This window comes from Arthrobacter sp. B0490 (genome assembly GCF_002929355.1).
Lineage (GTDB): Bacteria > Actinomycetota > Actinomycetes > Actinomycetales > Micrococcaceae > Arthrobacter_D.
This window is the reverse complement of record NZ_PJIR01000003.1, coordinates 394,417-418,090: the sequence shown is the minus strand read 5'-3', so window position 1 is coordinate 418,090 and position 23,674 is coordinate 394,417. Positions and strand designations below refer to the sequence as shown.

Sequence of the window (23,674 nt, the reverse complement as noted above, 5' to 3'; positions counted from 1 at the left end):
GCCGCCGTCATCCCAGGGTCAGCGCGTCGTGATCACGTGCGTCCGGTGGTCGTAGGTGAAGGTCACCGGGCCTCCGGGATGATCGAGCACGATGTTGCTGCCGTCCCGGCCGCCGCCGGCCCCGTAGTTCTCGGTCCAGCCGCGGTCGAGGGCGGCCTTGTACTCGTAGCGGCCGGCGGGCAGGTCGGCGACCCGGAGCACCCAGGTCCGCGACGCGTCGTCGAACGTCATCTGCGCCTGGTCGCATGCCGGGTCCCAGTCCGCGCCGCAGCCCAGTTCGGAGTCGAGGCTGCCGGCCACCGCGACCGTGTCCGGCTGCTGGACGACCGAGCCGACGGTCACGGTCCTGATGTCGCTGACGGAGGTGCCGAGCACCGCCCGGTACCGTACCTGGGTGCCCTCGGGGAGGCCGAGCGCCGCCAGGTCGTCGACCGCCGTGTAGGTGGGCGAGGAGTCGTCGGTGCCGATCGCGGTCCATGCGCCCCCGTCGACGCTCCGTTCGAGCGTCACGGCGTGGTCGGAGTTCTCGGGGCTCGCGGTCGCGGTGACCTCGACGTCGCCCTGGACCTGCGTCCCCTCGCCGGGCAGTCCGAGGGTGAGCTCAGGTGCGGGCACGGTCGCCGATACCGGGGACGAGGTCCGGGTGTGGCGTCCGTTGTCGAGGACGACGGCGCGGTACTCGACGGGGGTGCCCGCCGCCAGGGCGCTCGTGTCGTGGTAGACGCTGTAGGGCGCGTTGTCGTCGGTGCCGATGCCCGTCCAGCCGGTACCGGGGGTGCGGGCCTCGAAGGTGACCTCGTAGAACGAGGAGCCGGCGACGTCGGCGGCGACCCTCATGCGGCCGTTGTCCTCGGCGGCCGGGGCGGGCTGCTGCAGGCCGATGGCCGGTGCCTTGCTGGAATGCGGGATCGAGCCGGAGAGCTCGTAGACCACCGTGGACAGGGCGGGCACGGTGACGCCGAGGGTGCCGTCGGCGGCCGACCTCGTGCGTTTCGGGGCGTCGCCGTACACGAGGCCGAAGCTGCGCTTGGCCGCATAGGTGGGGATGGCCGCGGTCTGCGGCTCGGTGCTGTTGTTGAGGGCCACCACGTACTCGCGCCGGTTCTCGGCGTCCACGCGCGAGAACGCGTAGATGCCCGGGCCGTCGGACGCGTACCGGTGCTGGTGGGCGCCGTCCCGCAGTGCGGGATGGTCGGCGGTGACCCCGGCCAGGGTCGCGATGCCCTCGTAGACCGGATGGCCGGTGTCGAAGTTGTCGGTGGCGTGCGTCGACGCGGTGCCCAGCAGGTCGTCGTCGAGGTACTCGGGCACCTGGCTCGCGAACAGCGTCTGCCGCGCGTCCTGGTCACCGCCGGGTCCGGTGAAGCCCTGCTCGTCGCCGTAGTAGATCACGGGGTTGCCGCGGGAGAAGTACATGAGTTCGTGGGCCAGGGTGTCGCGGGCCAGGAGTTCGTCCTCCGGCGCCCCCGGGTTGTCCGTGGCGAGGAAGCTGCCGATGCGCCCCATGTCGTGGTTCCCGAGGAACGTCGGCAGGCTGTAGGCGTTCGAGTCGGCATCCGTGTACCAGTCGTCACCGGCGAAGAAGGCCTCGAGGTCGGTCGCCGGCGCGCCCTGCGACGCGTACCCGCGGGCGGCGGCCTGGAACGGGAAGTCGAGCACGGACTGCATCCTGTTGCGGGTGGTGAACTGCGAGGTGAAGGACTTCGTGGTGTCGAAGACCTCGCCGAACATGAAGAACTCGTCCTTGCCCTGCTCCCTGGCGTAGGCCAGCACCTCGGGGCCGAAGGCCTGCCAGAACGCGTCGTCCACGTGCTTCATGGTGTCGATCCGGAAGCCGTCCACCCCGAAGTCGGCGATCCACGTCTTGTAGATGTCGGTCATGCCGTCGACCACGCGGGGGTGCTCGGTGGAGAGGTCGTCCAGGCCGAAGAAGTCGCCGTAGTAGGAGTCCTCCCCGGTGAAGGTCGTGTCACCGCGGTTGTGATAGAGCGTGGGATCGTTGAGCCACTCGGGGACCTTCAGGTCGCGGTCGGCCTCCGGGATCACCGGTACGTAGGGGAACGACGTCGCCGGGTCGAGGGTGGGGAAGGTGCCGGTGCCGGCGTAGTCACGGTCGTCGAACGCTCTGCCGTCGGCGTCGCGGTAGGGTTCCTCGTCCTTCGAGACGTAGGGCGCGCGCTCGCCGGCGTCGTAGCCGATGACGTCGGCGGTGTGGTTGGTGATGATGTCGAAGTACACCTTCATGCCACGCTGGTGCGCCGCGTCGATGAGGGCCTTGAGGTCCTCGTTGGTGCCCAGGTGCGGGTCGATCTGCGTGAAGTCGGTGATCCAGTAGCCGTGGTACCCCGCCGAGTCGTCCTCGGGCTGCACGGCCCGGTTCTTGAAGCTCGGGGTCAGCCAGATGGACGTGGTGCCCATTCCCTGGATGTAGTCCAGCTCCTGCAGCAGGCCCGCGAGGTCGCCGCCGTTGTAGTAGCCCTTCCGGGTGGGATCGAACCCGGAGACGGACGGGTCGGCGCCGAGTCCGCCGTCGTCGTTGGCCGTGCTGCCGTTCCGGAAGCGGTCGGCCATGACGAAGTAGAAGTTCTCGTCGGTGACGGCGGTGCGCAGCGAGTGCTGCGCGACGGCGGGAGGGGAACCGGGGTCCTTCGGGGCGGCATGGGCGGGCAGCGACGTGGCGGAGTCGGCAACGAGCGCGGTCAGCACGACGACAGTGGCGTGGCGGGATTTCACAGGTCTCCTTCAGGGAACACAGGGTGAAGGATCAGCGTGTCCCACGTCACAGGGCGAGTCAATCCGGTCCGGCCCGTGTCGCGGAGAAAGGTGCCGGCCGCCGTCGTCCGGTCCCCGGCCTGTCAGTGCAGCCGGGCCGCCTTCGTCTCGGGTGCGTTGAAGGCCATGAACAGCACGGCGAGGAGCACGAGGGCGCCCGTGAGGGCGAAGGTCAGCGGAAGCCCGAGGAGGGGCCACAGGAGGCTGCCGAAGATCAGCGGGACGAGGCCCGCCCCCACGCGGGAGACGGTCGATGCCCAGCCGAAGCCGCTGCCCCTGAGCTCGGTGGGGTACAGCTCCGAGACGTACGTGTAGAGCACGGGGATGGCCACCTGCACCACGAAGCCGAAGCCCAGCAGCCAGGCCGTGGCGACGGCGGGCAGGTCGAGGGTCAGCGCGAAGGCCACGAGGAGCGCGGCGGACCCCGGGCCCGTGATGGCGAGGAGCCATTTGCGGCCCACCCGCTCCACGAGCAGGGCCGCGGCGACGACGCCGAGGAAGCCGACGCCCGTCATGAACGTGGTCGTGATGAACGCGACCGACTGCGCGTAGCCCGAGGCGATGAGGATGCGTGGCATCCAGGTCAGCGCACCGTAGTAGACGAGCAGGATCGTCAGGAACAGGCTCCACGCGGTCAGGGTGATGCGCCAGTTGTAGCGCCAGAGCCCGGTGAGCTGTCCCGAGATGCTGCCGAGGGACAGGCGCGGGGTGTCCTCGGGGTCGGGCAGGCGCCATGCCCGCTGCTCGCCGCCGGTCCGTGCGACGAGGTCGTCGATGACGGTCCGCGCCTCCTCCTGCCGGCCGCGCTGCACGAGGTACAGCGGTGACTCGGGGACCCCGCGCCGCACCCAGAACACGAGGAGCGCCGGGAGCACCATGACGAGCATCGCGTAGCGCCACTCGCCGGTCTGGGCCACGATCGCCGTCGTCACCACGCCGCACAGGAAGGCGCCGATCGGCCACCACGCGTCCATCGCGGTGAGGACCCTGCCGCGCTGGCGGCGCGGGGTGAACTCGCCGACCAGCGCGTAGTCCACGGGGATGCACCCGCCGAGGCCGAAGCCCGCGAGGAACCGGAACACGCAGAACCAGACGATGTCGGGGGAGAACGCCCCGAGCACCGTGAAGATGGAGAAGACGAGGAGCGTGAGGGTGAACGCGCGCTTGCGGCCGATGATGTCCGCCACCGATCCCCAGGCGAACGCGCCGACGGCCATCCCGATCAGGTTCGACGTGGCGATCCACGCCGCCTGGCCGGCGGAGAGCCCCCAGTCCCCGATGAGCAGGGGGATCAGGTAGGCGTTGAGGGTGACGTCCCAGGCATCGAACATGAAGCCGAGACCGCCGATGAGGAAGATCCTCCCCTGGACCTTCCAGCGCCAGGGGAGGTCCTGCACCACCTGGTCGCCGGTGGGAAGCTGCGTGTTGATGCTCATGATGCCTTCGTGGGAGGGGCCGGGTACTGCGAGAACTGTACCGGGAAGCATCCCCGGGGCGTCCGTCCGGCCGGGCGGAGCCATGGACCGCCACTATAGACTTGTACGCGACCCCAGCGAACCCCGACTGACGGAGAACTGCGTGAGCCCGATCCACCTCGACCGTGTCCCCATCCGTCGCGCACTGATCTCGGTGTTCGACAAGACCGGCCTGGAGGAGCTGGCGCAGGGCCTGCACCGCGCGGGCGTCTCGATCGTCTCCACCGGGTCGACGGCGCAGCGGATCGCCGCCGCGGGTGTCCCCGTGACGGAGGTGTCGGAGGTGACCGGCTTCGAGGAGACCCTCGACGGGCGCGTCAAGACCCTCCACCCCAAGGTGCACGCGGGCATCCTCGCCGACCGCCGCCGCCAGGAGCACGTGGACCAGCTCGCCGAACTCGACATCGAGGCCTTCGACCTCGTCGTCGTCAACCTGTACCCCTTCGTGGAGACGGTCCGCTCCGGCGCGGAGCCCGACGCCGTCGTCGAGCAGATCGACATCGGCGGCCCCGCGATGGTCCGGTCCGCGGCCAAGAACCACCCGTCGGTCGCCGTCGTCGTCGATCCGGCCCGGTACGGCGACGTGGTCACCGCGGCCGCGGAGGGCGGGTTCGACCTGAGGGCACGACGGCGGCTGGCAGCTCTCGCCTTCGCGCACACCGCCGCATACGACGCAGCCGTCGCGTCCTGGACGGCCGAGCAGTTCGAGACGGACGACGACGCATTCTCCTGGCCCGGCTACGCGGGCCTCGCGCTCGAGCGCTCGGAGGTCCTGCGCTACGGCGAGAACCCGCACCAGCAGGCGGCGCTCTACGTGGAGAAGGGTGCGACGCCGGGTATCGCCCAGGCGGACCAGCTCCACGGCAAGGCCATGAGCTACAACAACTTCGTGGACGCCGATGCGGCCCTCCGTGCCGCCTTCGACTTCGACGAGCCGGCCGTCGCGATCATCAAGCACGCCAACCCCTGCGGTGTGGCCGTCGGGTCCGCGGATGCCGAGGACCCGATCGCGGACGCGCACGCGAAGGCGCACGCCTGCGACCCGGTGTCGGCGTTCGGCGGGGTCATCGCGGCGAACCGCGAAGTCACGGCCGGCATGGCCGCGACGGTCAAGGACATCTTCACGGAGGTCGTGATCGCGCCGTCGTTCTCCGCCGAGGCCGTCGAGATCCTCACGCAGAAGAAGAACATCCGGCTCCTGACCCTCCCCGAGGGGTACGGACGGAATCCCGTCGAGTTCCGCCAGGTGTCCGGGGGAGTGCTCATGCAGGTGGCGGACACGCTCGACGCCGACGGCGACGACCCCTCGGGCTGGACCCTCGCCGCGGGGAACGCCGCCGACGCCGCCACGCTCGCCGATCTCGGGTTCGCCTGGAAGGCCTGCCGCGCCGCGAAGTCGAACGCGATCCTGCTGGCCAGCGACGGCGCATCCGTCGGCGTCGGCATGGGCCAGGTCAACCGCGTGGACTCGTGCCGCCTCGCCGTCGAGCGGGCCAACACCCTCACCGACACCGAGCGGGCCCGCGGGTCCGTCGCGGCGTCCGATGCCTTCTTCCCCTTCGCCGACGGGCTGCAGATCCTGCTCGACGCCGGCGTCCGTGCCGTCGTCCAGCCGGGCGGCTCGGTGCGCGACCAGGAGGTCATCGACGCCGCGAATGCTGCCGGGGTGACGCTGTACCTGACGGGTGCGCGCCACTTCTTCCACTGACGCCGCACCGCCGTCCCGCCGTCGTTCCCATGGTCCCGTCGTTAGGCGAAGACCCGGGGACCTCGGTAGGTTAGAGCCGATGGGCAACCCCCAAACCGACCACCGCAGAGCACCAGGGAGACGCCAACCCATGGCCAAGATCATCTATACCCATACCGACGAAGCGCCGATGCTGGCCACCTATTCGTTCCTGCCGATCATCGAGGCCTTCGCCTCCACGGCCGGTGTCGAGGTGGAGGTCCGGGACATCTCGCTCTCGGGACGCATCCTCGCGCTCTTCGGCGACCACCTCACCGAGGACCAGCAGATGGCCGATGCGCTTGCCGAACTCGGCGCCCTGGCGAAGACGCCGGAAGCCAACATCATCAAGCTGCCGAACATCAGCGCCTCCATCCCGCAGCTGAAGGCGGCCGTCGCCGAGCTCCAGGGCCAGGGCTACGCACTGCCCGACTACCCGGACCACCCGTCCACGGACGAGGAGAAGGAAGTCCGGGCCCGGTACGACAAGGTCAAGGGCAGCGCCGTCAACCCGGTGCTCCGCGAGGGGAACTCGGACCGCCGCGCACCCGCGTCGGTGAAGAACTACGCGCGCCAGAACCCGCACAGCATGGGCGCCTGGACGCCGGAGTCGAAGACGAACGTGGCACACATGACGACGGGGGACTTCCGCTCGAACGAGCAGTCCGTCGTCATCCCGGTGGACGGCACGATCCGCATCCAGCAGGTCGCGGCCGACGGCTCCGTCACCGTGCTCAAGGACTCGATCCCCGTGCTCGCCGGCGAGGTCGTCGACGGTACCGTGATGCGCGCCGATGCGCTCAACGAGTTCCTGGCGGCCCAGGTCGTCCGGGCCAGGGAGGAGGGCGTGCTCTTCTCGGCCCACCTCAAGGCCACCATGATGAAGGTCTCCGATCCCATCATCTTCGGTCACGTGGTCCGCGCCTTCCTGCCCGAGCTCTTCGCGACGTACGGTGAGCAGCTCTCCGCGGCGGGCCTGAGCCCGAACAACGGCCTGGCCTCGATCCTCGGCGGCCTCGACAAGCTGCCCGCGGACGTCCGCGAGGGCGTCCAGCAGGCCATCGCCAAGGGCATGGAGGACGGCCCGGCGATCGCCATGGTGGACTCCGACAAGGGCATCACCAACCTGCACGTCCCGAGCGATGTGATCGTCGACGCCTCGATGCCGGCCATGATCCGCAGCTCCGGCCACATGTGGGGGCCGGACGGCAAGGAAGCCGATACGCTCGCCGTCATCCCCGACAGCAGCTACGCCGGTATCTACCAGGTCGTCCTCGACGACTGCCGTGCCAACGGTGCCTTCGACCCGACCACCATGGGCACCGTGCCGAACGTCGGCCTCATGGCACAGGCCGCCGAGGAGTACGGCAGCCACGACAAGACGTTCGAGATCCAGACCGCGGGCAAGGTCCAGGTCCTCGACGCGGATGGCACCGTGCTGATCGAGCACGACGTCGCGCCCGGCGACATCTGGCGTGCGTGCCAGACCAAGGACGCCGCCATCCTCGACTGGGTGAAGCTCGCCGTCACCCGCGCGCGTGCCTCGGCGACACCCGCCGTGTTCTGGCTCGACGAGAGCCGCGCACACGACACCAACCTGATCTCCAAGGTGGAGGCGTACCTGGCCGAGCACGACACGGACGACGTCGAGCTCCAGATCCTGACGCCCGTCGACGCCACGGCCTTCACGCTCGAGCGCATCCGCAGGGGTGCCGACACCATCTCGGTGACCGGCAACGTCCTGCGCGACTACCTGACGGACCTCTTCCCGATCCTCGAGCTCGGCACGAGCGCCAAGATGCTCTCGGTGGTGCCGCTGATGAACGGCGGCGGACTCTTCGAGACCGGCGCCGGCGGATCCGCGCCCAAGCACGTCCAGCAGCTCGTGAAGGAGAACCACCTGCGCTGGGACAGCCTCGGTGAGTTCCTCGCCCTCGCCGTCAGCTTCGAGCACCTCGCGACATCGACGGGCAATGCGCGCGCCCAGGTCCTCGCCGACACGCTCGACCGCGCGACCGGCACGTTCCTGCTCGAGAACAAGTCGCCGAGCCGCCGCGTCGGCGAGATCGACAACCGTGGGAGTCACTACTTCCTCGCCCGTTACTGGGCGGAGGAGCTGGCCGAGCAGGAGCAGGACGTCGAGCTCGCCGCGAGCTTCTCTCGTGTGGCCGAGGCGCTGACCGGCAACGAGGACGAGATCGTGTCCGAGCTGCTCGCCGTGCAGGGTTCGCCCGCAGACATCGGAGGCTACTACCACCCCGACGTCGCACGAGTGACCCAGGTGATGCGTCCCTCAGCGAAGCTCTCCGAGGTCCTGGCGATCCTCGCGAAGTAGCACGGCACAGGTCGGCCGGCGTGCCGCTCCGCGGTACGCCGGCTGATCACGTTAAGAACACTTCTTTACAACAGCCCCAGGCGAGGTCTATGGTTTCATCACGGTCTCAGCCTGGGGGGGTATAGCGATGACAGCGCACAAGCGTCGGTCTCTCTCCACCACCCTGCGCCTGTCGCTCCTCACGGGAGTCGGAGCCCTCGGCTGGATGGCCGTCGGCGCTTCCGGCGCAGCGGCCGTAGAAACTCCCCGCGACGCAGGTCTGCTCGATTCGGTGGCAGGTGTGGTGGAGCCCGCAGGAACCCCCGCCGTCTCCGCTCTCACGGATCCCCGGCCCCTGCTCCCGGATCTTCCCGTCGTTCCCGAGCTGGCGGCACACGTGCCCCAGCTCCTGGGCCAGCCCGCAGGCACCGTTCTGGTCCCCGTGACATCGGCCGTCGACGAACTTGTCGTACAGATCCCTGTCATCCACGATCTGATCCCCGCCGGGACGGTCACCCAGGTGACCTCCCCGGTGGTCGGTGTCGTCGACGGAACCGTGGGAGGCGTCACCGAGCCGGTGCTCGACATCGTCACCCCGGTCACGGAGCCCCTAGCCCCGGTGCTCGACGCCGTCCCGGTTCCCGACGTCGTCGCTCCGGTTCCGAATGTCGTGGGTCCGGTTCAGGATGTGGCAGCACCGGTGGTGGACGCCGTGTCCGGGCCTGCCGTCGCGCCGGTCTCCGGTGGCGATACCGCCGTCGATCTCTCGGACGACGGGTCCGGCGTCGCCGCTGTGCCGACCACGTCGCGGCCCGTCGCTCCCGCTTCCTCCGATGTCAGTCCTGAGCCGGCCACCAGGGGTGCGAACCTCGCATCGGTCACGCTGATGCCGGCGGTCGGCGGGATTGTCGACGCGGTCGTACCTGCCCGGGCGGGGGTCGCGCTGGTCGCAGCCGACCTGCCGGACCTTCCGGGGACACCCTTCGCGGCGTTCTCGACAGTCCTGGCGTCCATGACCAGCAGCGGCTCTGCGGCCCCGCTCGCGGCGCTCGCGGCTGCAGGCCTCCTCGTCTTCATCCTGGTCTCCGGCCGGGCCTGCCGCTCAGCGGCGGCGGGCCTCCCGACATCCCCCAGCTACGATCCCGGCTCCTCTCCTGACTAGTGGTGGCCTCGCCGTGCTCTGCGCGGCCGACGGCTCACGGTGCCAAGGGCACCTCCACACCACTTCGATCCACAGGAGAACATCATGCGTACAAGCGTGCAGCGAGGATTCTACGGAATTCTTCTCGCCGGGGGCGTCGCCGTCCTCGGGGCAGGTTCGGCAGTAGCCGCGGACCTCTCGGCAACGTCCGATACTTCGGCAGCGTCAGGCACCGGGCTCGATTCGACCCTCGGAACCATCATCACCGCACCCCTGCAGTCCGGAACCACGAGTTCCACCGGCGGCATCCTGGCAGGGAACGTGATCTCGCCGGAGGTTGTGGTTCCGGTGAATGTGTCCGGTAACCCGGTGTCCGTTCTGGGGGATTCGTCCTCGACCGGTGGATCCGGCTCGGCCGGTTCGACGGGCGGTCCGGCTCCGGCTCCCGCTCCGGCGGTCGACGGTGGCATCCTGGCCGGGAACGTCATCTCGCCGGAGGTCGTCGTGCCGGTGAATGTGTCCGGTAACCCGGTGTCCGTTCTGGGGGATTCGTCCTCGACCGGTGGATCCGGCTCGACGGGTGGTCCGGCTCCGGCTCCGGCGGTTGACGGCGGCATCCTGGCAGGGAACGTGATCTCGCCGGAGGTCGTCGTTCCGGTGAATGTCGGCTGCAACGGCGTCGCCGTCCTGGGCGACAGCGCCGCGGACTGCACGACGGGTTCGACCGGCGGCACCACCGGGGGCACCCCCGGCGGTACGAATGATGGCGGCATCGTCGACGGGAACGTGATCTCTCCGGACGTCGTGGTTCCGGTGAATGTCGGCTGCAACGGTGTCGCCGTCCTGGGCGTCAGTGCCGCGGACTGCACGACGGGTTCGACCGGCGGCACCACCGGCGGGACGGCCGGCGGTACCAATGATGGTTCCACGGGAGGTTCGACCGGAAGCACGAACGATGGCGGCATCGTCGACGGGAACGTGATCTCTCCGGACGTCGTGGTTCCGGTGAATGTCGGCTGCAACGGTGTCGCCGTCCTGGGCGTCAGTGCCGCGGACTGCACGACGGGTTCGACCGGCGGCACCACCGGCGGGACGGCCGGCGGTACCAATGATGGTTCCACGGGAGGTTCGACCGGAAGCACGAACGATGGCGGCATTGTCGACGGGAACGTGATCTCGCCGGAGGTTGTCGTTCCGGTGAAGGTCGGCTGCAACGGCGTCGCCGTCCTGGGCGACAGTGCCGCGGACTGCACGACGGGTTCGACCGGCGGCACCACCGGAGGGACGGCCGGCGGTACGAATGATGGCTCGACCGGAAGCACGAACGATGGCGGCATTGTCGACGGGAACGTGATCTCGCCGGAGGTCGTGGTTCCGGTGAATGTCGGCTGCAACAACGTCACCCTGCTCGGCGATCACAGCACAGATTGCAGTGCAGAGGCAGGAACTCCTGTCAATCCGACCACCCCGACCACCCCGACCACCCCGACCACCCCGACCACCCCGACCACCCCGGCGTCACCCGTCGCCCCCGAGGGCCCGGCGTCCGGTGACAACGGCGGAGCCGATGGCCCCGACCGAGGTACTGACGAGGGTCCGGCCGACGACGGCGCCGCCAGTGGCGCGAGCGACAGCGGCATGAACGAGGGCGGCATGAACGACAGCGGCACGAACGAGGGTGGCACGGCGGGAACTCTCACCGGCACCGGGACCGACACGGCACCCGGCACCATCGCCGTGGCGAGCAACGGCGTGGAGGTCACCACGGCTGCAGGTGCTACCGGTGTAGCCGGCACTCCGAAGGCCCTGGCCTCCACCGGATTCGCGGAGCAGCAGATCCTGCTCTTCGGGTCGCTCCTGCTCCTCACCGGCGCAGGCGGCCTGGTTGCTGCACGCCGCGCGAAGGCACGCGCCTAGGCCGGTCCGGGTACGACACGAAGGACAGGCCCCGCAGCGAAGGCTGCGGGGCCTGTCCTTCGGCGTGCGCCGGTCCCGACGATCCGTCAGGCGGCGTCGTTCTCGTACCGCAGGCCGATCTGCGCCCGGACGCCGTCGAGCAGCCGCATGGTCCCCAGCGTGTCGCCGACCGGCATGGTGGGGCTCTCGGTGAGTCCCTGCTGGATACAGCGCGTCACCTCGCGCAATTCATAGGTGTACCCAGCACCCACCTGCTCGAACTCCTCCACCCTGGCCCCGCCCTGGCCGGCCTTGACCGTCAGCGCCTTCGGGTTGTGGAGGTTCCCGCCGCCGGTCTTCAGCCAGCCCTTGGATCCGCAGACGGTCGCCTGTCCCGGGCAGGAGGCGATGAACGACGACGAGAGCTGGGCGTACGCCCCGCTCCCGTAGCTGAGGGTCACGGCCGCCTGCAGGTCGACGCCGTCGTCGTTGAGGGTCCCGACGGCGGAGACCGCATCGGGGAAGCCGAGCGAGCCCAGCGCCCAGGTGAGCGGGTAGACCGTGAGGTCCATCAGGGCCCCGCCGCCCGCCTTCGGGTCCCACAGGCGGCTGCTCGGATCGTCGGGGGCAGCGAAGCCGAGGTCGGCCTGGACCCACCGGATGTCGCCCAGTTCCCCGGAGTGGATGATGTCCCAGGCCCGGTTGACGCTGGGGAGGAAGCGCGTCCAGACGGCCTCCATGAGGAACAGCCCGCGGTCGGCCGCGAGCGCCGCGAGTTCCTCGGCCTCCGCCGCGTTGATGGTGAACGGCTTCTCGCACAGCACGTGCTTCCCGCCTGTCAGGGCCGCCTTGGCGACCTCGTGGTGCTGGCCGTGCGGGGTGGTGATGTAGACGACGTCGACCTCGGGGTCGTCCACGAGACGCTGGTACCCCGCCGTCCCGTCGTCGTTCCCGTAGCTCGTGGCGAACCCGAACCGTTCGGCGAAGGCGGCGGCGCTGTCCGCGCTGCGCGAGCTCACCGCGTGGAGCACCGCGTCCTCCAGCAGGGCGATGTCTGGGGTGACCTTGGAGGCGATCCCACCCGTGGCGATGACGCCCCACTTCAGGGGGCGGCCGGTGGCGACGGTGGGGCTGGGAGCTCCTGCTTCGGCGCAGGGGGGAACGGCGATGCGGTTCTGTGGGTTCATGAACCCATCCTTACTGCCTGCGGGTGCCGCGTCCAGCACCCGCAGGGGCTCCGCGCAGCAGAGCGAGGGGCAGGGCGCCCATCGCGTCGAGGACGGCGGTGCCGAGAACCAGGATCCGGTCGTGCAGCCCACCGATGAGGACCGCCGCCAGCAGGGTGGCGAAGAACCGTGCGGGCAGGGCGTCGTGCGGGCGGAGCCGGGATCCGCCCGGCGGCCCTCCTAGGGAACGGTGAGGGCGATGAGCTGCTCCCGGAACCGCTCGAGTTCCTCCGGTGTCACGTAGAAGAGACAGGTGGTGGTGCAGGAGAGGTCACCTGGTCCATCGGCAGGGACGGTGCCTCGCCGAGCCATCCTGTGATCCGTTCGTACTGCCTGCGCACTTCGGTGCCGGCGAGGGTGCGGAGGTGACAGGAACAGCTGGCAGCAAGAAAGCGCCCCGGCCGAGGGCCGGGGCGCTTCAGGTGGTGCTACCGGACGGATCCGGTCGGTGTGCTACTTGGTGAGCGCGGACAGCGTGGGGTCGTTGGCGTACGCCTCCGCCGCGTTCTCCTTCGTCACGATCTGCGGCTCGAGGAGGTAGGCGGGAACGGTCTTCACGCCGTTGTCGTAGGAGTCGGGATCATTGACCTCGGGCTCCTCGCCGGCCTGCAGGTTGCCGACCATCTCGATGGCGTGCTCGACGAGCGCGCGGGTGTCCTTGTTGATCGTGGAGTACTGCTTGCCCTCCATGATGGACTTCACGGACTCGACCTCGGAGTCCTGCCCGGTGACGACCGGGACGGGCTTGCCGGCACCCTGGACCGAGGTCAGGATGGCGCGGGCGAGCGTGTCGTTGGGGGAGAGGACGCCGTCGAGTTCGGTGGAGCCGTAGCTACCGGAGAGCAGCGTGTCCATGCGGCGCTGGGCGTTCTCCGCCTTCCAGCCCTGGGTCACGGCCTGCTCGAAGGTCTCCTGGCCCGACACGACGACGACGTTGCCGTTGTCGATCTCGGGCTGCAGGATGCTCATCGCACCGTCGAAGAACACCTTCGCGTTGGCATCGTCGGGCGAACCCGCGAACAGCTCGATGTTGTACGGTCCTTCGGGCTTCGCGGCCTTCATGCCGTCGAGGAGGGCCTGGCCCTGCAGCTCGCCGACCTGGAAGTTGTCGTACGCCACGTAGTAGTCGACGTTCTCGGTGTTCGTGAGGAGGCGGTCGTACGCGATGACGGTGATGCCGGCTTCCTTGGCCTGCGCCAGCTGGGTGCCGAGCTGTGCGCCGTCGATGGCTCCGACGACGAGGACCTTCACGCCGTTGGTGATCATCGAGCTGATCTGGTTCTGCTGCTCGGAGACACCGCCGTTGGCGAACTGGACGTTCGGTTCGTAGCCGGCCTCGGTGAGGCCGTCGTTGAACAGTGTCTCTGCGAGGACCCAGTTCTCGGACGTCTTCTGCGGGAGGGCGATGCCGATGGCGGACCCCGTCTCGAAGCCGGCGGCGGCGCCGTCGCCGCCCTCGGCTGCGGGGGCCGTCTCTTCACGGCCGCACCCGGTCAGCGTCAGCGCTGATATGGCAGCGATCGCTGCGAGGGATTTTGCGAACTTACGCATGTGCATTCTCTTTCTCTTGCTTCTGGACGGATGGAGCTCTGATGCCTGGGAATCCGATGCAGCTGGGCCCTAGACGTCGTGGGAGATGACTTCCTTCGTTCCGACAGCCTGCTCCGTGGGGGCGGACTGGGGCGCGGGAGTGACGGGCTTCTTCGCGCCGCCGCCTCCGCCGAAGTTCCTGGTGAGCAGGCCGATGATGGACGGCTTGCCCTGGATCTTGTTGTAGACGTCGAAGGCCACGGCGACGAGCAGCACGAGGCCCTTGATGATCTGCGTGAGGTCGGCGCCGATGCCGAGGAGCTGCAGTCCGTTGTTCAGGACGGCCATGACGAGGCCACCGATGATGGACCCGACCACGGTCCCGACGCCGCCCGTCACCGCCGCACCGCCGATGAAGACGGCGGCGATGGCGTCGAGTTCCCATCCGGTACCGTCGAACGGTCCCGAGGCGGTCGAGCGACCGACGAAGATCATCCCGGCGAGGGCGGCGAGGATCGACATGTTCATCATGACCATGAAGTTCACGCGCTTGCTCTGCACACCGGACAGTTCGGCCGCGTGGCGGTTGCCACCAACGGCGTAGACGTGCCGACCGGCGATCGTCTTGTTCGAGATGAAGGCGTAGATGATGACGAGGATGCCGAGGATGATGCCGGGGATGGGGAAGGAGGTGCCCGGGCGGCCCGTGGCGAACAGGTAGGTCGCGTAGAGGATGACGGCGGAGAGCAGCACGAGCTTCACGATCGGGACCCACATCGGAGGCAGGTCCGCGTTGATCTTCTCGAGCTTGCGGCGGCTCTTGAATTCGCTGTAGACGACGAACGCGACCAGGGCGAAGCCGATGAGGAGCGTCAGGTTGTTGTAGCCGGTGTTGGGTCCGACCTCGGGGAGGTAGCCCGCGCCGAGGTACTGGAAGCCCTCGGGGACGGGGACGGTGTTCGAGTCACCGACCGCCTGGTTGGCACCTCGGAAGATGAGCATGCCGGCGAGGGTGACGATGAACGCCGGTATCCCCACGTACGCCACCCAGAATCCCTGCCAGACGCCGATCACCGCACCGAGGAGCAGGCCGAGCACCACGCCCATGTACCAGGGGATGCCCCAGTCACGCATCGCGATGGCGACGACGATGCCGACGAACGCGGCGATGGAGCCGACCGACAGGTCGATGTGGCCGGCGATGATGACGAGCACCATGCCGATGGCCAGGATGAGGATGTACGAGTTGCCGTTGAAGAGGTTCATCATGTTGCCGGACGTGAGCGTCTTCCCGCCCGTGCGCCACTGGAAGAACACGACGAGCGCGACCAGGGCGAAGATCATCCCGAACTGGCGGGTGTTCCCGCCGAAGATTTGTTTGAGGGAATTCATGGTGTCTTTCCTTGGATGCTACGGTCAGGCAGATTTCCTGCTGGCGGTCATGAGTTTCATCAGTGATTCCTGGTTCGCATCGTCACGGGTCAGTTCGCCCGTGATCGCGCCTTCGAAGATCGTGTAGATCCGGTCCGAGAGGCCGAGCAGTTCCGGCAGCTCCGAGGAGATGACGATGACGCCCTTCCCCTGTTCGGCGAGCTTCTGGATGATCCCGTAGATCTCGTACTTCGCGCCGACGTCGATCCCGCGGGTTGGTTCGTCGAGGATCAGCAGGTCGGGGTCCGTGAACATCCACTTCGCCAGGACCACCTTCTGCTGGTTCCCGCCGGAGAGCTTCGCGACGCCCTCGTTGACGCTCGGTGTCTTGGTCCTCAGCGTCTGGCGGTACTCCTCTGCAACGCGGAACTCCTCGTCCCTGTCGACCACGAGCCCGCGGGTGATCTTCTTCAGGTCCGCGGAGACCGTGGTGGTCTTGATGTCGTCGAGCAGGTTGAGTCCAAGCGACTTCCGATCCTCGGTCACGTAGGCCAGCCCGGCGTCGATCGCCTGGGGCACGGAACGCAGTGTGACCTCCTTGCCGTCGATGAGGATCTGCCCGGACTTGAAGGTGCCGTACGAGCGGCCGAAGACGGATCGGGCCAGTTCGGTGCGCCCTGCCCCCATGAGGCCTGCGAACCCGACGATCTCGCCCCGGCGGACGTGGAAGCTCGAATTCTTGCAGACCAGGCGGTCGGAGACCGTGGGATGGCCGACCGTCCAGTTGCGGACCTCGAAGAAGGTCTCGCCGATCGACGGGGTGTGGTCGGGGAAGCGGGACTCGAGGGACCGGCCCACCATGCCGCGGATGATGCGGTCCTCGTCGACGCCGTCGTTCTTGACGTGGAGGGTCTCGATCGACTTGCCGTCACGGATGATCGTGATGGAGTCGGCGATCTGCTCGATCTCGTTGAGCTTGTGGGAGATCATGATGCACGAGATGCCCTTGGAGCGCAGCCCGGCCATGAGGTCGAGGAGATGCTGGGAATCGGATTCGTTGAGGGCGGCGGTGGGCTCGTCGAGGATGAGCAGCTTCACGGACTTGTTGAGGGCCTTGGCGATCTCCACCAGCTGCTGCTTGCCGACCCCGATGTCCTTGATCTTGGTGATCGGGTCCTCGCTCAGGCCGACCCGGGCCAGGAGTTCCAGCGTGGTGTTGTTGACGTAGTCCCAGTTGATCACCCCGAAGCGGGTGGGCTCGTTGCCGAGGAAGATGTTCTCGGCGATGGAGAGCTCGGGGATGAGCGCGAGTTCCTGGTGGATGATGACGATCCCCGCGGCCTCGCTGGAACGGATGTCCTTGAACCGGACCTCTTCACCCTGGAAGATGATCTCGCCCGTGTAGTCGCCGTGGGGGTAGAGCCCCGAGAGGACCTTCATGAGGGTGGACTTGCCGGCGCCGTTCTCCCCGCAGATCGCATGGATCTCGCCCGCCTGGACCTCGAGGGACACGTCGGAGAGGGCTTTGACTCCCGGGAATTCCTTGGTGATGGAGCGCATCTCAAGGATGGTGTGGTTGTTCATGGAGCCTCCCGCAGTGACGGCGTTGTCTTGGTGCAGGCCCAACCTCGGCCCGAAAGAATTGAACACTTTGAAAGGTGTTGTCGTCAAGTGTTTAACGCAAACATACAGTAAATAGAGATGAGAATGTTACGCCGTGCTGGCGAAGACGGGCGACAGTCCCGGTTGGGCGAGGACGACGGCGGCACCGCCGAGCGCCTCCGCGCGGTCACCGAGGGAGGACATGCAGACGCCGGTGGTCTCGCCGATGATGGGGACCGCGTGGCGGGCCAGGCCTCGCCGGACCGGCTCGAGCAGGATGTCGCCCAGACTCGTCAGCGGCCCGCCGATGACGATAGTCTCGGGGTTGATCATGTTCGCCACGTGGGCCAGGGCGCGCCCGATGGCCGCACCGGCGTCGTCGATGACGCGGAGGGCGGCGGTGTCGCCGGCCAGGGCCCACTCGATGATGCGCTGCGTGTCGACGGTCTCCGTGCTGCCCCGGCTGAGCAGTTCGATCATCGTCGAGGTGGAGGCGACGGTCTCGAGGCAGCCCCGGTTCCCGCACCGGCAGATGACGCCGTGCTCGTTGATGGTGGTGTGGCCCAGTTCGCCGGTGACGCCCACGTTCCCGTAGTACAGCGACCCGTTCAGGACCATCCCGGAGCCGATCCCCGAGCCCACCTTGATGAACAGCAGGTTCTCCACGGCGCTGTGCGGACCCCAGGTCACCTGGGCGAGCGCGCCGAGGTTCGCGTCGTTGTCGATGAAGACCGGGACCTGCAGCCGTTCGCCGAAGGTGTCATGGATGTTGATGCCCACCCACTCGGGCAGGATGGCGCCCTGCACCACGGTCCCGGTGCGACGGTCGATGGGTCCGGGGATGCCGATGCCGGCGCCGAGGAGCGCGCGGCGGTCGATACCGCCGTTCGCCAGGAGGGCGTCGAGGAGGTCGGAGGCCGCGCGGAGCCCTTCGACGGCGCTGTGTCCCGGGGGCAGGCTGACCGAGGCCTCCTGCAGGACCCGGTAGTTGGGGCTGGCGAGGACCACACGGAGGTGGCGCCGGCCGATGTCGATCCCCGCTGCGACCTGGCCCTTGTCGTTGAGGATCACGGAGAGCGCCCGGCGTCCGGAGCTCGTGGTCGGTGCCGTGTTCACGACGCCCGTGGCGGCCATGACTTTCACGATGTTGGAGATGGTCGCGGTGGACAGGCCGGTCTGCCGGGAGAGTTCCGCCTGCGTCTGCGATCCGCCGCTCATCAGGGCGGCGATGACCCGCCGCTGGTTCTGCTCGCGCAGTGCGGACTGGGAGCCGGGCTTCGGAAGCGCGGCGCTCAGGGGTGTCCTCGCCGTCGAGGGGATTTCTGCGGGCATGCTCCCTAGATTGCCGCAGGCCGTGCTTGTAGTCAAGAAGTTAACGCTTGACGATGCTCCTCCGCGAGTGCTGTGTACCGGTCGGCGTTGTCCCGGATCCCCTGGATCTCGTCGTCGTCGAGCGTCCGCCGCACCTTCGCGGGAACCCCTGCGACGAGCGAGCGCGGTGGGACCACTGTGCCCTCGAGGACGACGGCGCCCGCGGCGACCAGCGAACAGGATCCGATCACCGCTCCGTTCAGGACGGTGGCACCCATGCCGATCAGGCAGTCGTCCTCGACGGTGCAGCCGTGCACGACCGCGCCGTGCCCCACGCTGACGCCGTTCCCGATCCGTGCGGGGTAGCCGGGGTCCGCGTGGACCACCACGTTGTCCTGCAGGTTGGTGCCGTTCCCGATGGAGATGGGGGCGGTGTCGGCGCGGACGCTCGCCCCGTAGAAGACGCTCGCGGAGTCTCCGAGGGTGACCTCGCCGATGAGGGAGGCCGTGGGGGCGGTGAACGCGGCGGCGCCGATGTCCGGGGTCTTCCCGCGGAACGTGGTGAGGTGTGCCATGGCGCCAGCCTAGGCCAGCAGGCGTCAGTTGAAGACGATCGTGCGACGCCCGTCGAGCAGTACCCGCCGCTCCGCATGCCACTGCACGGCCTGCACCAGGGCGCGTCCCTCGAGTTCGCGCCCGATCGACGCCAGGTGCTCGGCCGTGCGCGCGTGGTCGACGCGGATGACCTCCTGCTCGATGATCGGGCCCTCGTCGAGTGCCGCCGTGACGTAGTGTGCGGTGGCGCCGATCAGCTTGACGCCGCGCGCATGGGCCTGGTGGTAGGGGCGGGCGCCCTTGAAGGAGGGCAGGAACGAGTGGTGGATGTTGATGGCGCGACCGCGCAGGTCCTCGCAGAGCCCGTCGCTGAGGATCTGCATGTAGCGCGCGAGGACGACGAGCTCGATGTCGTGCTGGTCCATCAGGGCGCGCAGCGCATCCTCGGCCTCGTGCTTGGTCCCGGGGGTCACGGGGATGTGGTGGAACTCGATGCCGTAGAACGCGGCGAGGCCCTCGAGGTCCCGGTGGTTGGACACGATGACGGGGATGTCGATGGCGAGAGTGCCCGAGCGGTGCTGGAACAGGAGGTCGTTGAGGCAGTGCGCGGCCTTCGAGACCATGATGAGCGTCCGGGTGCGCCGGGCGGACGCGGCGAGCGACCACTGCATGCCGAAGCCCGCGGCGACGGGTTCGAGGGCCGCCCGGAGATCCTGCAGTCCCGCTCCGGTGGTGAGCTCGACCCGCATGAAGAAGGTGCCCGTGTCCGGGCTGCCGTACTGCTGCGACTCCGTGATGTTCGCGCCGACCCCCACCAGGGCACCGGAGACGCCGTGGACGATGCCGGGCCTGTCGGGGCAGGACAGCGTGAGGGAGTACGAGGGCGATGCGTCGGGGGAGTCCACCTAAGCCAGCGTACCGGTAGCCTCCGGGCGGGGCGCGAGGTCCCGCAGCCCGTCCATCGCCGCGATCGCCGCCGCACGGCCGGCCCTGGATGCACCGAGCGTCGATGCCGAGGCGCCGTAGCCGACGAGGAGGAGCCGCGGTTCCTTCGCCACCCGTACGCCGTCAGTCCGGATGCCGCCGCCCGGCTCCCGGAGGCGCAGGGGGGCCAGGTGGTCGAGCGCGGCCCTGAAGCCCGTCGCCCAGAGGACCGCGTCGACGGGTTCCTCGGAGCCGTCGGCGAAGACCGCCGAGTGCTCGCGCAGGCCGGTGAGGGGACCGCGCGAGACGAGGATGCCGGCGTCGATCCCCGCCTGGTACCGCGGGGTGAGCGACAGGCCGGTGACCGACACGACGCTGGCTGGAGGGAGGCCGGCGCTCGTCCGCGCGGAGACCTCCGCCTCGACCTCCCGACCCCACTCCGGGTCGAACGCACGACGGGTGAAGGCGGGCGGACGGCGCGTGGACCACGTGGTCCGCGCACCGGCCTCCTCCAGCTGCAGCAGGAACTGCACCGCGGAGGTCCCGCCGCCGACGACGAGGACACGCTGCCCGGTGAACTCGGTCGCCGACCGGAAGTCGTGCGTGTGCAGCTGGCGTCCGGCGAACACGTCCCGACCGCGGTAGTAGGGCCAGTACGGGCGGTCCCAGGTGCCCGTCGCGTTGACGACGACGTCGGCGATCCACGTGCCGCCCGTCGTCGTGACCCTCAGGGGGCGCTCCGCGCCGAGTCCGTCCGGTTCGACGCGGAGCACGGAGACCGGCCGGATCACCGGCAGCCCGAACTCACGCTCGAAGGCGCCGTAGTAGCGGTTCACGACGGCGGAGGCGGGCTCCTGCGGATCCGGCGTCCCGAGGGGGAAGCCCGGAAGGCTGTGCAGCGCATGGGCGGCATCGAAGGTCAGGGAGGGCCAGCGGTGCAGCCACGCTCCGCCCGGGGCCGGATTGGCGTCGAGCACCACGACGTCGCGGTGCGGTGCGAGGCCCCGCCGGGCCAGGTGGTAGGCGCTGCTCAGCCCCGCCTGGCCGGCGCCGATCACGACGACACGCACCTGGCGGACCAGGGACCCCGCCGCTTCCCGCTGCTCCGTCCCGCGCATGCCGTCCGACTCCTCACTGCGGCGCCCGCCTGCAGGCATGCCGCTCTCCTCACCGAGAACCGCCACCGGTTCCGCCGTATTCCGGGCGGCACGGGCGCCGGTGGCGACGCGACGCGCAGTGCAGCTAGCATGGGAGCGTTGCGACTGGCGTAGGGTGGGCAACCACCAGGAAGCGGCGCGGAACCAGGGTCCCCCGGGAGAGCCTGGCCTCCAGTGCAGACCACGGATCGCACGCCTGGGCCGCGGGTCACGTTCCATGAGCGGCCGGGCGGACATCGATCCGCCGGTCCGCGACACGCTGACCCCTTGCGGAACCCAGAGAAGGATCGACCGATGACCACCTCGCCCATGGCCCCGTCCCACGCTGCCGCCGATTCAGTCACCAATGCGCCCCTGTCCGAGGTGGACCCGGAGATCGCCGCCGTCCTCCGCGACGAGCTCGCGCGACAGCGCGACACGCTCGAGATGATCGCCTCCGAGAACTTCGCGCCCCGCGCGGTCCTCGAGGCCCAGGGCAGCGTCCTCACCAACAAGTACGCCGAGGGCTACCCCGGCCGCCGCTACTACGGCGGCTGCGAGCACGTCGACGTGGCGGAGAACCTCGCCATCGAGCGCGTCAAGGCGCTGTTCGGGGCGGAGTTCGCGAACGTCCAGCCGCACTCCGGCGCGCAGGCCAACGCCGCGGCCCTCTCCGCCATGATCAAGCCGGGCGACAAGATCATGGGCCTGTCGCTCGCGCACGGCGGGCACCTCACCCACGGCATGAAGCTCAACTTCTCCGGGAAGCTCTACGAGGTCGCGGCCTACGGTGTCGAGGAGGACACCCACCGCCTCGACATGGAGCGCGTCCGCGAGCAGGCCCTCGCCGAGAAGCCCCAGGTGATCATCGCCGGCTGGTCGGCCTATCCGCGCCAGCTCGACTTCGCCGCCTTCCGGTCCATCGCCGACGAGGTCGGCGCGCTCCTGTGGACCGACATGGCGCACTTCGCCGGCCTGGTCGCCGCGGGCGTGCACCCCAGCCCCGTCCCGTACTCCGACGTCGTCACCTCCACGGTGCACAAGACGCTCGCCGGGCCCCGCTCCGGGGTGATCCTCGCCAAGCAGGAGTGGGCCAAGAAGATCAATTCGAACGTCTTCCCCGGCCAGCAGGGCGGGCCGCTCATGCACGTCATCGCGGGCAAGGCCACGGCCTTCAAGATCGCCGGCTCGGCCGAGTTCAAGGAACGCCAGGACCGCGTGCTGGAGGGTGCGCGCATCATCGCGGACCGCCTCACCGCGTCCGACGTCACCGAGCACGGCGTGTCGGTACTCACCGGAGGGACCGACGTCCACCTCGTCCTGGTGGACCTGCGCAACTCGTCGCTGGACGGCCAGCAGGCGGAGGACGTGCTGCACTCCGTGGGCATCACGGTCAACCGCAACGCCGTCCCGTTCGACCCACGCCCGCCGATGGTCACCTCCGGCCTCCGGATCGGCACCCCCGCGCTCGCCACCCGGGGCTTCGGAGCCGCCGAGTTCACCGAGGTCGGCGAGATCATCGCCGCCGCGCTGAAGCCCGCCCCCGACGTCGAGGCGCTCCGTGCCCGCGTGTCGGCGCTCGCCGCCGACTTCCCGCTCTACCCGGGCCAGGAGGAGTGGTAGTCCAGCTCCCGCCCGGCGCCCTCACCTCGCAGGCCGCCGCGTCGACGGACTTCGACATCCCCGCTCCGGAGTGCTGCTTCACCGGCTGCTGCGACCGCGGCAAGGCATTCCTGCTCGAGCAACTGGACAAGCAGCCGGACCAGCAACTGGACGAGGACGATTCCCATGAGCACTACAGCCCGCATCCTTGACGGCAAGGCGACCGCAGCCCGGATCAAGGCCGAACTCGCCGAGCGTGTGACGGCGCTGCGCGAGCGCGGCGTCACGCCCGGGCTCGGGACGGTCCTCGTGGGGGACGATCCCGGCAGCGCCTCCTACGTCGCCGGCAAGCACCGCGACTGCGCGGAGGTCGGCATCACCTCGGTCCGGCGGGACCTGCCCGACACCATCACGCAGGAGGAGCTCGAGGCGGTCCTCGACGACCTGAACGGCGACGACGCCACGACCGGCTACATCGTGCAGCTCCCCCTGCCCGCGCACATCGACACCAACGCGATCCTCGAGCGCATCGACCCGGCCAAGGACGCCGACGGCCTGCACCCCACCAACCTGGGCAAGCTGGTCCTCAACGTCAACGGGCCCATGGAGTCGCCGCTGCCCTGCACGCCGCACGGGATCGTGGAGCTCCTGCTCCGGCACGACGTCGCCCTCAAGGGGCTCGACGTGCTCGTGGTCGGGCGAGGGGTGACGGTCGGGCGCCCGCTGGGACTGCTGCTCACGCGCAAGCAGGTCAACGCGACCGTGACCCTCGCGCACACCGGCACCGTCGACCTCGCCGATCACCTCGGCCGCGCCGACGTCGTCGTCGCCGCGGCGGGGATCCCGCACATGATCACGGCGGAGCAGCTCAAGCCCGGAGCGATCGTGCTCGACGTCGGGGTCAGCCGCGTCGAGGACCCGGCGACGGGCAAGGCGAGGCTGACGGGCGACGTCGACCCCGCCGCGGCGTCCGTGGCCGGCTGGCTGTCGCCGAACCCCGGGGGCGTGGGCCCCATGACCCGGGCGATGCTCCTGACCAACGTCGTCGACGCGGCCGAGCGTCGGTCCGCCTCCGCCTAGCATCACCTAGGCT

The 23,674-nt window shown here is 69.2% G+C and carries 19 protein-coding genes; 8 read left to right on the top strand and 11 right to left on the bottom strand.

The features are described 5' to 3' along the window. Positions 1-18: 18 nt before the first annotated feature. A complete protein-coding gene (locus CXQ97_RS07390; protein WP_258062402.1) occupies positions 19-2,733 on the bottom strand; it encodes an alpha-amylase family glycosyl hydrolase in 2,715 nt (904 codons plus the stop codon). Between the two features lie 122 nt (positions 2,734-2,855). Next, on the bottom strand, positions 2,856-4,208 hold the full coding sequence (locus CXQ97_RS07385) for an MFS transporter (RefSeq protein WP_104180185.1): 1,353 nt from the start codon (positions 4,206-4,208) through the stop codon (positions 2,856-2,858). Between the two features lie 142 nt (positions 4,209-4,350). Here CXQ97_RS07385 and purH point away from each other — a divergent pair, with 142 nt between their 5' ends. From purH to CXQ97_RS19770, 4 genes are all read left to right on the top strand, one after another. After that, the gene (gene purH, locus CXQ97_RS07380) at positions 4,351-5,955 is read left to right on the top strand and encodes a bifunctional phosphoribosylaminoimidazolecarboxamide formyltransferase/IMP cyclohydrolase (protein ID WP_181035000.1); all 1,605 of its coding nucleotides are present in this window, start codon (positions 4,351-4,353) and stop codon (positions 5,953-5,955) included. A gap of 130 nt (positions 5,956-6,085) precedes the next feature. After that, on the top strand, positions 6,086-8,308 hold the full coding sequence (locus tag CXQ97_RS07375) for an NADP-dependent isocitrate dehydrogenase (protein ID WP_104180183.1): 2,223 nt from the start codon (positions 6,086-6,088) through the stop codon (positions 8,306-8,308). Positions 8,309-8,435: 127 nt separating this feature from the next. Next, the gene (locus CXQ97_RS07370; protein WP_104180182.1) at positions 8,436-9,449 is read left to right on the top strand and encodes a hypothetical protein; all 1,014 of its coding nucleotides are present in this window, start codon (positions 8,436-8,438) and stop codon (positions 9,447-9,449) included. 84 nt (positions 9,450-9,533) lie between these two features. Next, positions 9,534-11,345: a chaplin family protein gene (locus CXQ97_RS19770; protein WP_104180181.1), complete on the top strand. Its 1,812-nt coding sequence runs from the start codon at positions 9,534-9,536 to the stop codon at positions 11,343-11,345. An 86-nt stretch (positions 11,346-11,431) separates the two neighbouring features. On the opposite strand, the gene CXQ97_RS07360 is transcribed toward CXQ97_RS19770, so the two are convergent. Beyond that, complete coding sequence (locus CXQ97_RS07360; RefSeq protein WP_104180180.1) at positions 11,432-12,511, bottom strand: Gfo/Idh/MocA family protein; 1,080 nt, start codon at positions 12,509-12,511, stop codon at positions 11,432-11,434. Here CXQ97_RS07360 and CXQ97_RS07355 point away from each other — a divergent pair. Next, positions 12,510-12,734 (top strand): hypothetical protein, encoded by a 225-nt coding sequence (locus CXQ97_RS07355; protein WP_104180179.1) that lies wholly within the window; start codon positions 12,510-12,512, stop codon positions 12,732-12,734. The genes CXQ97_RS07360 and CXQ97_RS07355 overlap by 2 nt on opposite strands. On the opposite strand, the gene CXQ97_RS20265 is transcribed toward CXQ97_RS07355, so the two are convergent. The 8 genes from CXQ97_RS20265 to CXQ97_RS07320 form a co-directional block, all read right to left on the bottom strand. Next, the gene (locus CXQ97_RS20265) at positions 12,731-12,862 is read right to left on the bottom strand and encodes a hypothetical protein (protein WP_258062400.1); all 132 of its coding nucleotides are present in this window, start codon (positions 12,860-12,862) and stop codon (positions 12,731-12,733) included. The genes CXQ97_RS07355 and CXQ97_RS20265 overlap by 4 nt on opposite strands. A 141-nt stretch (positions 12,863-13,003) precedes the next feature. Further along, positions 13,004-14,101, bottom strand: coding sequence for a sugar-binding protein (locus tag CXQ97_RS07350; RefSeq protein WP_104180178.1), 1,098 nt, complete (start codon positions 14,099-14,101; stop codon positions 13,004-13,006). A gap of 69 nt (positions 14,102-14,170) precedes the next feature. Then, positions 14,171-15,472, bottom strand: a complete 1,302-nt coding sequence (gene mmsB, locus CXQ97_RS07345) for a multiple monosaccharide ABC transporter permease (RefSeq protein ID WP_104180177.1) — start codon at positions 15,470-15,472, stop codon at positions 14,171-14,173. Between the two features lie 24 nt (positions 15,473-15,496). After that, positions 15,497-17,035 (bottom strand): multiple monosaccharide ABC transporter ATP-binding protein, encoded by a 1,539-nt coding sequence (gene mmsA / locus CXQ97_RS07340; RefSeq protein WP_104180176.1) that lies wholly within the window; start codon positions 17,033-17,035, stop codon positions 15,497-15,499. Between the two features lie 126 nt (positions 17,036-17,161). Then, positions 17,162-18,385 (bottom strand): ROK family transcriptional regulator, encoded by a 1,224-nt coding sequence (locus CXQ97_RS07335; RefSeq protein ID WP_104180175.1) that lies wholly within the window; start codon positions 18,383-18,385, stop codon positions 17,162-17,164. Positions 18,386-18,417: 32 nt separating this feature from the next. After that, complete coding sequence (locus CXQ97_RS07330) at positions 18,418-18,939, bottom strand: gamma carbonic anhydrase family protein (RefSeq protein ID WP_104180174.1); 522 nt, start codon at positions 18,937-18,939, stop codon at positions 18,418-18,420. Positions 18,940-18,963: 24 nt separating this feature from the next. Then, entirely contained in the window at positions 18,964-19,824 is an 861-nt protein-coding gene (gene purU / locus CXQ97_RS07325) for a formyltetrahydrofolate deformylase (RefSeq protein WP_104180173.1), read from the bottom strand. Then, positions 19,825-20,961, bottom strand: coding sequence for an FAD-dependent oxidoreductase (locus tag CXQ97_RS07320; protein ID WP_104180343.1), 1,137 nt, complete (start codon positions 20,959-20,961; stop codon positions 19,825-19,827). It lies immediately after the preceding gene. Positions 20,962-21,294: 333 nt separating this feature from the next. Here CXQ97_RS07320 and glyA point away from each other — a divergent pair, with 333 nt between their 5' ends. From glyA to CXQ97_RS07305, 3 genes are read left to right on the top strand one after another with little or no spacing between them, the layout of a single operon-like run. Then, the gene (gene glyA, locus CXQ97_RS07315; protein WP_306739571.1) at positions 21,295-22,602 is read left to right on the top strand and encodes a serine hydroxymethyltransferase; all 1,308 of its coding nucleotides are present in this window, start codon (positions 21,295-21,297) and stop codon (positions 22,600-22,602) included. Continuing rightward, positions 22,596-22,793, top strand: a complete 198-nt coding sequence (locus CXQ97_RS07310; protein ID WP_104180172.1) for a hypothetical protein — start codon at positions 22,596-22,598, stop codon at positions 22,791-22,793. Before glyA ends, CXQ97_RS07310 begins: the two co-directional genes overlap by 7 nt. Beyond that, entirely contained in the window at positions 22,768-23,661 is an 894-nt protein-coding gene (locus CXQ97_RS07305) for a bifunctional methylenetetrahydrofolate dehydrogenase/methenyltetrahydrofolate cyclohydrolase (RefSeq protein ID WP_104180171.1), read from the top strand. The genes CXQ97_RS07310 and CXQ97_RS07305 overlap by 26 nt, the downstream gene beginning before the upstream one ends. Positions 23,662-23,674 lie beyond the last annotated feature (13 nt).

Coding starts and splice junctions, on each gene's coding strand:
- CXQ97_RS07360 (WP_104180180.1), bottom strand. CDS start 12,511: ATGAACCCACAGAACCGCATCGCCGTTCCCCCCTGCGCCGAAGCAGGA.
- CXQ97_RS07320 (WP_104180343.1), bottom strand. CDS start 20,961: ATGCGCGGGACGGAGCAGCGGGAAGCGGCGGGGTCCCTGGTCCGCCAG.
- mmsB (WP_104180177.1), bottom strand. CDS start 15,472: ATGAATTCCCTCAAACAAATCTTCGGCGGGAACACCCGCCAGTTCGGG.
- CXQ97_RS07335 (WP_104180175.1), bottom strand. CDS start 18,385: ATGCCCGCAGAAATCCCCTCGACGGCGAGGACACCCCTGAGCGCCGCG.
- mmsA (WP_104180176.1), bottom strand. CDS start 17,035: ATGAACAACCACACCATCCTTGAGATGCGCTCCATCACCAAGGAATTC.
- CXQ97_RS07355 (WP_104180179.1), top strand. CDS start 12,510: ATGAACCCATCCTTACTGCCTGCGGGTGCCGCGTCCAGCACCCGCAGG.
- CXQ97_RS07370 (WP_104180182.1), top strand. CDS start 8,436: ATGACAGCGCACAAGCGTCGGTCTCTCTCCACCACCCTGCGCCTGTCG.
- CXQ97_RS07385 (WP_104180185.1), bottom strand. CDS start 4,208: ATGAGCATCAACACGCAGCTTCCCACCGGCGACCAGGTGGTGCAGGAC.
- CXQ97_RS07305 (WP_104180171.1), top strand. CDS start 22,768: ATGAGCACTACAGCCCGCATCCTTGACGGCAAGGCGACCGCAGCCCGG.
- CXQ97_RS07330 (WP_104180174.1), bottom strand. CDS start 18,939: ATGGCACACCTCACCACGTTCCGCGGGAAGACCCCGGACATCGGCGCC.
- glyA (WP_306739571.1), top strand. CDS start 21,295: ATGACCACCTCGCCCATGGCCCCGTCCCACGCTGCCGCCGATTCAGTC.
- CXQ97_RS20265 (WP_258062400.1), bottom strand. CDS start 12,862: ATGGCTCGGCGAGGCACCGTCCCTGCCGATGGACCAGGTGACCTCTCC.
- CXQ97_RS19770 (WP_104180181.1), top strand. CDS start 9,534: ATGCGTACAAGCGTGCAGCGAGGATTCTACGGAATTCTTCTCGCCGGG.
- CXQ97_RS07350 (WP_104180178.1), bottom strand. CDS start 14,101: ATGCGTAAGTTCGCAAAATCCCTCGCAGCGATCGCTGCCATATCAGCG.
- CXQ97_RS07375 (WP_104180183.1), top strand. CDS start 6,086: ATGGCCAAGATCATCTATACCCATACCGACGAAGCGCCGATGCTGGCC.